Source organism: Stagnihabitans tardus (assembly GCF_009925085.1).
Lineage (GTDB): Bacteria > Pseudomonadota > Alphaproteobacteria > Rhodobacterales > Rhodobacteraceae > Stagnihabitans > Stagnihabitans tardus.
The window spans coordinates 1-11406 of sequence record NZ_JAABNR010000049.1 but is presented as its reverse complement, the minus strand read 5'-3'; the positions used below and the strand labels follow the sequence as shown (position 1 = coordinate 11406).

The following is an 11406-nucleotide window of genomic DNA, read 5'->3' as shown; positions in this document are numbered from 1 at the left end:
CCCAGCCCGAGAGCCACGGCTACATCGGAGAACGCCTCGACGCCGACGCAGGCCTCCAGTACCTCAACGCAAGGTACTATGACCCCAAACTCGCCATGTTCATCCAGCCGGATTGGTGGGAGGTCACTCAACCAGGCGTCGGGACGAACCGATACGCCTATGCCGGGGGCGATCCGGTTAATGGACGGGACCCCGGGGGGAATGCGTGTGGGGCAGTAACCGGACATTCTTGTCTTGGCAACACTCTAGGCAGCTTCTTTGAGAGTTTGTTCGCTAATGTGGTCGGTAGTCGGAATGATTCAGAAGCAAACCGCAAAGCTGTCGCCACAACAATCTCGCATGAAGCCACAAGCGCCACGAAAAGCATTTTCAATTTTGTGGTGGTGGACACGGATGTTCTGACGGACGGAGTGACTGACTGGAGAGACGCTGTCGAAATCGCTGGTGTCATTCCAGGGGCCAAGCTCGCGGGCAAAGGTTTAGGGCTTGCTGGGAAGGCGCTCAAGGGGCTTGCTGGGAAGGCGCTCAAGACGGGAACGATCATCGACAAGGGCCTTGATACAACCAAGATCGTCTGCTCGTTCGAAGGCTCCACCTTGGTCCTGACCCAGTTTGGTGACAAACCGATCCGCAACATTGTCCCCGGCAGTGATCTGGTCTGGGCCAATGATGCGGCTGGGCAAGGCGGCTGGTTCCCGGTCCTTGGCCAATCCGTCGCCCCCTACGACCACCGCGTTCTGGTCACGATCCGCGATATGGAAGGCGGTGCCGAGCAGACCATCACCTCGAACCGCATTCACCCCTATTTCGTGCAGCGGCCTGTTGTCGAAGCTCCGCCCCCTGCCTCCGAAGGTGTCACCTATGAAGGACCCATCCCCGGCGGCCACTGGATCGATGCGAGCCACCTGCGCCCCGGCGACCGACTCTTGAACTCCGACGGCACCTGGGCCGAGGTGGTTTCGGTGGAAGAGCGCGCCGAACCGCTTGACGCCTGGAACCTGACGGTCAAGGATGCGCACAGCTACTTCATCGCGGGTGAGGCGGGGGCGCAGCCGGTTTGGGTGCATAATAGCTGTTTTGAGTTCGATCAATTCAAATACATGCACGAAGACATGGCGCTTGAGCGGTACTCAAACTTGTCGAGCGAGGAAATTGTCAGTTCGTTGTTCAATGGAAAGGATAAACTGTTGGTAGGGAAAGATGGTCTGATTTGGAAGGGGAATGAAAGGATCAAGATACTCGAAGAAAGGGGTTTCGACCTTGAAGTTGTCAAGAGCAAAATGACCTACGACAACCTCTACACACCGAGCCCATTGGGAAATTGGTGGGAAATTGAATGAGTCCAATTGAAAGAAACGTGCAGCAACTGATGGTTCTGCAAAGCCAGATCAATGTGCTGTTTCTTGATCTTTGTCTTAATCAGAAATTTGACGCATTGATGAAATTGAATCAAGTTTATGAATGCATTTCCAATTTTCTGATCAGAAGAATAGACGGTGAGCGAGACCCCTTCGATATTGATGAAATAATTCGAGGTCGATTGCGTGAAATCTGCCCCGACGACTATTTAGATTCTCTCTATGCCCGAGTAGATCGGGCACTTTCCGAGGCACCCGATACATAGGGTCAAAGAGTATTCGCAACAAAAAATTGACCCGACATGATGCTGAATACAAACAGCAAGGATCGTCCAAGCTGTCAACCTTGGCGAACAGCGGAGTCAATTGAAATTTCACAGTATTTGCTCACTCTTGGTCTCGCATTTCTGCTCGCACGAGTATGGCTCGACGATGCTCGGAATTTCACCGTACCTACGGTAGCAACCGCAGCGATTGCGGCTATCTCCGCATTGAAGGTATTAAGTGTCAATTTGCCATCTTTCCTTTTTCCGCACATTCTCTCAGCATCCATCCTTACTTTTTTGCTTTGGCTCGCCAGTGAAATCTATTGGCGAAGGCGTCAACGAGAGGCCCTCGGCCTCGGTGATGTCAAACTGATCGGCGCATTGACCATTTGGTTCGGCCCCGTCGAAATCTGGTCAGTTCTCCTCGTCGCCTCCATTGGCGCGATTGCCTTCGGGTTGATGAGGCTGGCAAAAGGCCAGGCTGGGATGCATATTCCCTTTGGTCCCTTCTTGAGCTTTGCAGCGGTGCTGCAGGCTCTCCTCGATCTCTGGAGTGGTTCATGACCAAGCGAAACCCGAATGCCGGCCTGACCCTGCTTGAGGTCATGATTGTCCTGGCCGTCATCGCCTTGATCGCGGGTCTCGCCGCTCCCCGCCTGCTCGCGAATTTCGGCAAGGCCCAAGGACGCTCGGCAGAGATTCAGCTGACCAATATCAAGGGTGCCGTGCAGATGTTTTACATCGACACCGGCAGATATCCTACGGAAGCGGAGGGACTGGATGCGCTCCTGACGGCTCCAGATGGCCTGAAAGGCTGGCGCGGCCCCTATGTCGACGACGACAAGAGCATCACGGACCCCTGGGGCCATCGCTATGTCTATCACTCGCCGGGTCAGACCAAACCCTTCGATCTTCTGTCCTACGGCCGGGATGGCAGGGCAGGTGGCAGCGGTGAAGACAGCGACATTTCGCTTTAGCGACCGTTATGGGATGGCCCCACATTCATTGAATTCTGATCTGGACGACTTGCCCATAGACGTCTTCGCTCTGCATACCCACGGGCCAGGCTCCGCCAGGGCACAAGGCCTCAGGGCAGCTCTCCATCCGAAGGCCGATCAAGGAACTGCCCTGTGTGGTCACCTCGATGACGGAATCTATCTCGGTAGGCTTTAGCCCAGCCGCTGCCAAAGAAGCCGTGAGCGTTGGATAGACCTTGTCACTTTCGCGCAGCCTGCCGATCGCGGCAATGACTTCACCCATCAAGGGCCCGGATGAGTTCGCGGCGGGCAAAGGGTCCAGGTAGATGTCGATAACGCCTTCCGGGTCCTGCAATCGCAGTGCGAAGTCGCCGCCTGGAACCAAGAGCATTTGCTCCGCTGAGGCAAAGACTCTCGGCGGTCCAAGGGAAGGATCGGGCGAAGCCCTGCCAAACATCGTGCGCACGAGATCGTAGGCGCTGTCTGCATCTGCCTGATGTTCCAGGTTTCGGAGCAGCGCCGAGAGTTGTGCCGTATTGGCCTGCCCTCTCGCCTGGAGTAGGGCCAGGATCGAAAAGAGGATCATCATGAACACCAAGGTGATCATGAGGCTCGCTCCGAACGTCCCGGAACGCCGCCTCCCGGCCTCACTGTGTGTCTCGCCCTCTCTCAATGTTAGATCGCTTTCCCAGTGACCAGTTCTGCCCGGACGCGCCTGCCGCTCACGCCCGTTCCCCCACAGGCCCCACAGCCTTTGCCGCCGCAAGCCTCGCAATCGGCCGGGGCCAGCTCCTGACCGAGTACGGCGATGAGGACGTCATCTACCAGAAACCCGGGGACACCAAGATCTACCAGGCGCGCGCGCGCACCGGCGGGTGTACTCGTGTGTAGCGTTGAAAGGACAAGGCGGCCGACCTGGGCAGCACGAATGGCGATCTCTGCAGTGTCTTGATCGCGAATTTCGCCGATCAGGATCACATTGGGATCGTGCCGAAGGATGGACCGCAGCACGCGCCCGAAGTCGAGACCGATTTCGGACTGAACTTGAACCTGCTGAACCCCCGGGATCGTGTATTCGACGGGGTCCTCGACGGTGATGATCTTCCGGCCAAGGGTGTTTAGCTCGTGGAGGGCAGTGTAAAGTGTCGTCGTCTTGCCTGATCCTGTCGGTCCGGTGACGAGAAAGAGCCCATGGGGGCGACCAAGTATGGATTTGACCTGCTCTGTCAGCTCTTCTGCAAACCCGAGCGCCTGCCAACCTAAACGAAGTGCCTTGGGGTCAAGAATACGGCAAACGATGCTCTCCCCCCATTTGGTGGGCAAGGTCGAGACACGAAAGTCGACCTTGCGCCCGGCGAGACTGCTTTCGAAGCGCCCGTCCTGAGGCAGCCTTCGTTCAGCAACATTGAGATCCGCGAGAACCTTCAGTCGTGCCGCAACAGTTGCTGCGGAGAGTGAGGGCATAGATTGGTAGGAACGCAGAACTCCGTGGACACGGAACCGCAGCCTGAAGCCTTCTTCCGTAGCTTCATAATGAACATCAGATGCCCCGGCGAGAACCGCATCAGCGAGCATGTCTTGGACATACTTGACGACGGGACCGTCAAAACTCAGTGGATCGGTCGCTAGAGGCTTTGAGCCAACAATGGCGATCTCTGACGGCTTGCCTTCCTCGGAGTGCCCAAAGAGGTCTCTGATGGTCGATGCCGTCGCTCCGATGAACTGGATGCCCTTTCCTGCCAAGAAAGACAGTTCATCTCGCAAGGGAAGATTACCAGGATCGGAAAGCGCGAAGAGCACATCGCCTGTTTCGGTCGCCAATGGAAAGGCAGACTGCGAGCGCAGGTAGTCGGAGGTCAGACGCGCAAGAACTGAGCTGTCCGGCTTCGCGCCCACACTGCTGTCCAAAAATGGCAGACCCATCACTGCGCATGTGTGGGGAAGCAGGACCTCTTCATCCAACAATCCCAAAGACAATATCTTGCGGTCAAGGCGCATGTCGGAAGAGCCAGCCTCGCATCGCGCGATCTCGTTTGCGCCGAGATAGGCCGCTTCTTTGAGCCTCTCCGCAAGCTTTTGATTGAAGTGGCCAACGTCGCGATGCAGACTCGGTTCAGATGGAGAAGCGGGTCGGATGATTTTCATTCGATAATCTTGGGTTTCTCGGAAGATTGAGTATTCGAATGCTATCATGGCTTGACCCAGTTGCGGAGGCAACAAAGCGTTGTCTCCGCTGGGCCCTACCGCCACAGTTGTTCCATTTCGGAGCGTCTTGGCAGTCGGTGGCGACGATCCCCGTCCATAGCTTGCCGTTTGACCAAGCCCAGACAGAGGTCTTGGAGCAGGCAAAATCCCAAGGAAAGGCAATCCGCATCGAACTCTCATCCGCAATGGGCTTTCGGCGGGAGATCATTTTACCCAGTTCGGCAAAAGCAGAGATTGACCGGGTCGCCGCTCTACAACTGCGCGCAACCCTGCCCAAGGCGGCACAGGGTCTTGTATGGCGCAAGGTGGGGTATCGGGAGCATCACGGTCGGGTAACAGCCGACTACATCATCCTTGCCGAGGAACTGGCCAAAACCGTCCTTCAATCAACGCAGGCCCTAGGGGCAAATCTCCATGAGATCCGGTTGCAGGGGTGTACGGAACCCCTCTATCCTGATCCCAAAGCCCTCGACGCAACAAGGTCGCGGATGCTATTTGCCTTGATCAGCTTTACCGTGCTGGCCGCCATCGGCCAGAGTGTCTTGCTCGAAGTTCAGCGCGGGCAGCTCCTTGACCAGTTGGGCGTGATCGAAACGCAAGCGCAGGCGGCGCAAGCCGAGCTTGAGGCAAGGCTTCAAGAGGACGGCCCGAATGGAGCCAGCGCGGCTAACGTTCAGGCCGGGCTTGAGGCATTCCGGATGACTGCGTTTCCGCTTGTCTATCTGGAAGACCTAAGTCGCACGCTCCCAGATAAGGTCTGGATCTCTGAACTGACCATGGACCGATCCGGGGTGCGCTTGTCTGGGTTCGCGGCAACGGATGTGGGCGAAGTCCTATCCCAGATCGGGGCGCTTCCTTGGGTCGGGAGCGCACAACTCATGGGCCCTGTTGTTGTCGATCCTGCCACAGGACAAACACGCTTCGACATCCAGATGTCCCTGAAAGCTCAAGAGAAATGAAGACAGATCTTCTCCGTCAGGTCGCGGGCGTCTTCCTGTTGGGGACAATGACTTGGGTCATCTTTGTCAGCATCACCGGATGGTCTCATGCGCGCTACGAGGCCCAGCTAGAAGACCTGACCGTGTCGCGCGCGAGTTTGGTTGCCTTGGTCCAGCGGATGTCGGAACTGCCAGAGGATTTGGCAAAAGGTCGCTCGATCCCGGAGACCTTGCTTTGGCCAGGATCGGACCAAGGCAGCGACTTGCAGCGCGAGATCGTCGATCTGGCCAATGAAACAGGCATTACCCTAACGAGTTACGGCGGTTCGGTCGGGCCCACCGACTTGGAGATCCCCACGGTTGCCTTCGAGATCGAAGCGCAAAGCGACTACTCGGCCCTGACCCGGTTTCTTGCTGGACTTGAAAGACTGCAGCCAAGGGTCTCGGTCGGGAGCCTCTGGCTCAACCGACTGCAACCCTCCCCCGAAAGGCCTGATTCAGCCCGCGTTACGCTAAGACTGGCGGTCTGGGGCTTTTTGGCGCTACAGGATGGTGCGCCGTGAAACCTAGGGTCCCCTTCCCACCATTGGGATTAGTGTCTGCCCTCGTGGTCTTGGCCTTCCTCTTTCGCATACCTCCAATGCCCGAGGGGGTTAGGATGGAGTCTGAGGAACCTTTGGAACCTGTAAGTGCCGACACTTCGTATGTTGAAGACGGTCCACCCGATCACGCTGATGCCGAAGCGCTATTGACCTCCCAGCCCCTCTTTGAGCCAGGGCGTCGCCAACCCGTCCCGGTGCAGTACGCCGATCAAACAGAACCCTTGCCTGCGGCTCAGCCGGAAACCCAGCCTGAGGCCACACCTATGCTTGTGCCACCACAAGTCTCGATGCGGGGCGCCATCTTGATGGGCGATCAATGGAAGGCACTCGTGGTCGGCCCGGATGGGATTGAGCAATGGCTTGATGCCGGCGCACAGCTTGGAGACTGGACGATTGAGACAATCGACGCGAACGGGATGCAGTTGCGAGGCGGCGAGCAAGTTCTCACTGTTCAACTCTATCCATAGTGAATAACGTCCCTTAAAACTCAACCCGATGGGCCTGTTTCAACCTATGAAGTCTATTCGCAGAACGAGCATTTCGAAGGGGCTACTGTGCCTGTGCGCAGCAGTGCTGATTTCGTGCAGCCAGCAGGATGAATCATCCGCTTCGAGTGGCTATGGGCCGGACTCTCCCGGGCTTGGCGGAGGCATGGGCTTTTCATCCTATGGCGACACGTCGGGGAGCGGGCGGAATTATGTGCAGCGCGGGACAGATCAGTTCTTCAACTCATCAGCGTTTGCAGACACGGGCCCCGGGAAGGCAGTGGTGGTGCCTGCTGATGGAGAGAACGTCCAGCTTTCCTTGGTAAACGCAACGATTTCGGGGGCAGCCAAGGCGGTTCTGGGTGAGGCCCTGAAACTGAATTACGTTGTTGCCGATGGGCTTGAAGGTCGAGTGACGCTGCAAACGACAGCCCCGGTGCCGAAAGACACGCTGCTGGAACTGTTCAACGCGGCCCTTGCGGCGAACCGTGCCCAGATCGTTCAAGATGGCAATGTCGTGAAAGTGGTGGCTGGCACCGATGGCAATACGACTTTCCGCCTGGCCGGGGCGGATGGGGCCTCTTCCTCTGCAATCATGGTTGCTCCTCTGAATTTCGTTTCCGCCTCCGAGATGGTCAAGATTCTGCAGCCACTGATTGATCAAGGTCTGAAAGTTGATGTTCAGCGTCAAAGAAACCTGCTCTTGCTCTCTGGTGATGGTGGACAGATGCAGTCAGCGCTGGATGCCTTGAACCTATTTGATGTCGATGTCTTGCAGGGAAAGTCCGTCGCCTTGGTACCGCTGCATTCGGCTGATCCGGATGCAATTGTCACCGAGTTGAAGCGGCTTTTTTCTGCGGAGGAGGGCGGAATGCTGGACGGAGTGATTGATTTCGTCCCGAACCCTCGTCTGCAATCGATCCTTGTGATCACCTCGAGGCAAGCCTATCTGGACCGAGCCGAGAAGTGGATCCGGGACCTCGACAAAGGGGCCAGTGGCTCTCAAGTCTATATGGCCGTGTATGAACTGCAGAACCGCAGTGCTACCGAGGTGGCCCCGATCATCGACCAGCTCTTGGGTGGAGAGAACTCAAATGCGAGTGGCAGTTCTTCTGCAGACACCGGAGCTGAGGCAGCCTCCGAAGGCGGGAACTCTTCCTCTGGGTCAGCGGGCCAACAATTTGATGTTGCCGCCGATGACAGCCGAAATGCTCTCCTGGTACGAGCAGATAAGGATACCCAAGACCAGATCGCGGCTCTCCTCACGACCCTGGATGCCCCAGCCCGGCAGGTTCTGCTTGAAGCGACCATTGCCGAAGTCACCCTAAACGACCAGATGCAGCTCGGAACGCGATGGTTCTTCGAGAGCGGGAACTGGAGCACCGGATTTTCCGACCTTAGTTCCGGTGGCGTGGCGGGTTCCGCTCCGGGGTTCAGTGCCATTTTTGGGGTAGGAAAGGCAGAGCTGGCTCTTTCGGCGCTGGCAAGTGTCACAAACGTCAAGGTCATTTCCTCTCCGACACTGATGGTTCTGGACAACAAGGAGGGGACCCTCCAGATCGGCGACCAGGTGCCAATCGCAACGCAGACGGCTTCGGGCCGGGATGCTGCGAACGCGACGGTCTTGACGCAGGTCAGCTATCGCGACACGGGCGTCATTCTGCATGTCAGGCCCCGGATTGGCGCGGGCGGGCGCGTTTTGCTGGATATTGAGCAGGAAGTGTCCAGTGTGCAGGCCAATAAGAGCTCGGGGATCGACTCGCCGACCATCCGTCAACGAAAGATTGGTACAAGCGTTGCTCTGGCCGATGGCTCAACGCTTATTCTGGGCGGGCTTGTTCAAGAAGATGCCTCGGATTCGCGCACCCAAACACCCGGCCTGGGTGACGTACCTATCCTCGGGAATCTCTTCCGCCGAAAAGATGGCGTAAAGTCACGATCTGAATTGCTTATCCTGATCCGGCCTCATGTGGTCGATAGCAACACTTCGGCGCAATCGATTACCTCTTCTTGGCGCGGCAGGATGGCGGCCTCGAATTCGCTCGTAACGGGCGGGATAGGTCTTCCCCGGCATTCGCTGCAAGACTTTGGAAACTAAGGCGTACAGATGTCGCGCTTTCGCTATGAAGCCGTTTCCACCTCGGGCACTCGGGAAGCCGGAGAATTGGAGGCCGCAAGCGAGGGAGTCGCCTGGACGACGCTGCGAAGCTCAGGCCTGACAATCCTTTCCCTTGAAGAATTGGGAGGCACGACTTCATCTCCTTTCAGGTTGGGCCTTTCGAAGGGGCGTCTGCCTGTTTCGGCCCAAGCTGACCTTGCGGAACTGCTGGCGGTTCTAGTCCGCGCGCAAGTGTCCCCGCGCGACATGGTTCGTATCGTAAGCGTCAGCTCACGACGGCCGGAAGTGCGTGGGGATTTTGACCGTATCGGGCGCTTGACGAATGAAGGTCAAGGGTTCAGCGCAGCCTTCGCTCAAGTCGCATGGCGTTACGACCCCTTGTTCAGCTCTCTGATCAACGTCTCTGAAACAGTTGGCAGGACGCCCGAAGTCTTCGGAGAACTTTCTGTGGCGCTTCGCCGCAGTGAAAAACTGCGAGCAGACTTCTCCAACGCCATGATCTATCCAGCCATTCTGGCTATTGCGTCTGTCCTCATTCTTTCCCTGATCTCGTTCTTCTTGGTTCCACGCCTTGAACCGCTTTTCGCTTCTACCGGACGACCGATGCCGCTGGCGCTTTCAGCCTTTGCGCTCTTTGGCGATCTGATCTCCATCTTTCTAATAACCTCTCCGCTTTGGCTGGTTGGCATCGCCATCCTTGGCTACATGCTGCGCACCAGGCCAGAACTTGCCCCCTCTGTCATTGTGCGATTGCCGATCCTGGGCAGCCTTGCACGCACTAGCCATGTGATGCGGATGACCCGGGCACTTAGCCTACTCCTGAGCGCAGGGATTTCGCTGCCCTCAGCCTTGGAGGATGTGGCTGTGAGTTTTCCTGGCGGCCCTTACCCGCAATCGTTCCTGAAGGCTGCAGAACAGCTGAAACAGGGCCTACCTGCCGCCAAGGCGTTTCGGGAGGATGCGAAGCTCCCTGCAGCCTTTGTTGAGATTTTTGACTTGGGCGAACAGACCAACACATTGCCAGCGATGACCCGCACGGTGGCGGAACTCCTGGATCAGGAGGTCGAGCGCGAAACCAAACGTATGGCGGCGGCAATCACTCCGCTAATGACTTTGGGGCTGGGCCTCCTAGTCGGGGGAGTTGCCTATTCGGTCATGTCGGCCGTGCTCTCGATCAATGACTTGGCAGGCTAAATGAAGATCAGACGCAATCCTCGGTCCGGCTTCACCCTTCTCGAGACCCTGGTGGCACTCGCTATCGCGTCCCTGTGTGTCATGATGATCCTCTTGGCTTCCATCCAGCTGCAGACGCGGGAAAGCGATGCCCTGGCCCGCACTAGGCTAACGGAATTCGCCTTGGGAGTGCTTGAGACCTATCGCGTCTTAGGACCGAAAATGGGGCCTGGGGGCGAGCGGCTTGGAGGCTGGGTGTGGTCTCTTGTGGCTACACCCAGGCATGACGAAAATGGCGATGCGAAGACCTTGGGTATCGCCTATCTCGATGTGGATGTGACCGTCTTCAATCGCGAGCGCCCCGAGTTTCGGGTCACTCTGTCCGAGATCGTTGCGCGCCGCCTGTCGGATGCCGCTCCATGAAACGTTCGCCGAATGCCGGGATCACCCTCCTTGAGACCTTGGTGTCCCTCGCGGTCATGGCGATCATCGCGCTTATGCTGGCGCAAGGGATGGGAGCCATGCTGCGGCTTTCGTCGCGGAGCAGCAGCGGATCCGAGGACGTTGATGAGATGGCGGCCCGGCTACAACTTCGCCGGGTCGTTGAATGGGCCGCTGATGCGCCCTTTCCCGGCTTTCCCGTTGTCGGCTTACATGGTGACAGTCACAGCGTGGCGGTGGAATCCTGGTATCCTGACTCTCCGTTCTGGGCGGGGGCCCCGGTGGTGGTGAGCGTCTCGGTCGATCAGACGGGCGCTGTGCATGCCAAGTCGAGCGGCCTCGACCTCCAGCAGAAGCCTTTCACTCTGGACCAAGTGATCAGTGGATCGGGCGCTCTCGTGGTGCGGTATTTCGGCCAAAGGAAGGGTGGTTCCAAACGGGAGTGGCACGACGAATGGTCGGCTGAAGACGGGCTGCCCGAGCTGCTGGAATTGGCCTCCGCCGAGCCCACTTCGGGTTTCCCGCCAACGGTCATTCGGCCCGCCAAACAGCGTCATAAGGGCGAGATGTCGTTGTCGACCTTGCTGCCACCTGCGCTGCCCTGAAGGGCCGGCCAAAGTCGGTTGCATTGGGACAAGCATTGTGAACTGGGTTTGGAACGTTTTAGTGCTGATTGGCGAACGGATTTCGTCGGCTGGCGGGGCAAGCTTCTGGAATTTTGGCATTGTTTGCTAATTTTTGGTTGATTTGGGGATATGGGTGGTTAGGCTGGTTCACGGATTTGTGAATCGAGCGGGATTGTCATGAAGGCTTTGATTTCGTCGCGAGCGTTGTTGCTTTCG

Annotated in this window: 13 protein-coding genes; 11 read left to right on the top strand and 2 right to left on the bottom strand. The window is 57.5% G+C overall.

The window, feature by feature from the left end:
- The 4 genes from GV832_RS22720 to gspG form a co-directional block, all read left to right on the top strand.
- Window positions 1-1340: polymorphic toxin-type HINT domain-containing protein (locus GV832_RS22720; protein ID WP_265332537.1), on the top strand; the 1340-nt coding region annotated here is incomplete at its 5' end.
- Window positions 1337-1624 carry a hypothetical protein gene (locus GV832_RS21170; RefSeq protein ID WP_168776862.1) on the top strand — a complete coding sequence of 96 codons (288 nt, stop codon included), beginning with the start codon at window positions 1337-1339 and terminating at the stop codon, window positions 1622-1624. The genes GV832_RS22720 and GV832_RS21170, both read left to right, overlap by 4 nt.
- A gap of 36 nt (window positions 1625-1660) precedes the next feature.
- On the top strand, window positions 1661-2188 hold the full coding sequence (locus tag GV832_RS21165; protein WP_168776861.1) for a prepilin peptidase: 528 nt from the start codon (window positions 1661-1663) through the stop codon (window positions 2186-2188).
- The gene (gene gspG / locus GV832_RS21160) at window positions 2185-2601 is read left to right on the top strand and encodes a type II secretion system major pseudopilin GspG (RefSeq protein ID WP_168776860.1); all 417 of its coding nucleotides are present in this window, start codon (window positions 2185-2187) and stop codon (window positions 2599-2601) included. Before GV832_RS21165 ends, gspG begins: the two co-directional genes overlap by 4 nt.
- Window positions 2602-2626: 25 nt before the next feature.
- Here the strand turns inward: gspG and GV832_RS21155 are convergent, their stop codons facing one another.
- A complete protein-coding gene (locus GV832_RS21155; protein ID WP_168776859.1) occupies window positions 2627-3208 on the bottom strand; it encodes a hypothetical protein in 582 nt (193 codons plus the stop codon).
- A gap of 68 nt (window positions 3209-3276) precedes the next feature.
- Window positions 3277-4746, bottom strand: a complete 1470-nt coding sequence (locus tag GV832_RS21150; RefSeq protein WP_168776858.1) for a GspE/PulE family protein — start codon at window positions 4744-4746, stop codon at window positions 3277-3279.
- 137 nt (window positions 4747-4883) lie between these two features.
- Here GV832_RS21150 and GV832_RS22620 point away from each other — a divergent pair, with 137 nt between their 5' ends.
- From GV832_RS22620 to GV832_RS21115, 7 genes are all read left to right on the top strand, one after another.
- Window positions 4884-5765, top strand: a complete 882-nt coding sequence (locus tag GV832_RS22620) for a PilN domain-containing protein (protein ID WP_168776857.1) — start codon at window positions 4884-4886, stop codon at window positions 5763-5765.
- A complete protein-coding gene (locus GV832_RS21140) occupies window positions 5762-6307 on the top strand; it encodes a GspMb/PilO family protein (protein ID WP_168776856.1) in 546 nt (181 codons plus the stop codon). The genes GV832_RS22620 and GV832_RS21140 overlap by 4 nt, the downstream gene beginning before the upstream one ends.
- 95 nt (window positions 6308-6402) lie before the next feature.
- On the top strand, window positions 6403-6813 hold the full coding sequence (locus GV832_RS21135) for a hypothetical protein (protein WP_168776855.1): 411 nt from the start codon (window positions 6403-6405) through the stop codon (window positions 6811-6813).
- Between the two features lie 184 nt (window positions 6814-6997).
- Entirely contained in the window at window positions 6998-8929 is a 1932-nt protein-coding gene (gspD, locus tag GV832_RS21130; RefSeq protein WP_168776854.1) for a type II secretion system secretin GspD, read from the top strand.
- 9 nt (window positions 8930-8938) lie between these two features.
- On the top strand, window positions 8939-10144 hold the full coding sequence (locus tag GV832_RS21125) for a type II secretion system F family protein (protein WP_168776853.1): 1206 nt from the start codon (window positions 8939-8941) through the stop codon (window positions 10142-10144).
- Complete coding sequence (locus tag GV832_RS21120) at window positions 10145-10546, top strand: type II secretion system protein (protein WP_168776852.1); 402 nt, start codon at window positions 10145-10147, stop codon at window positions 10544-10546.
- Window positions 10543-11169 carry a PulJ/GspJ family protein gene (locus tag GV832_RS21115; protein WP_168776851.1) on the top strand — a complete coding sequence of 209 codons (627 nt, stop codon included), beginning with the start codon at window positions 10543-10545 and terminating at the stop codon, window positions 11167-11169. The genes GV832_RS21120 and GV832_RS21115 overlap by 4 nt, the downstream gene beginning before the upstream one ends.
- The last annotated feature ends 237 nt before the right edge of the window (window positions 11170-11406 follow it).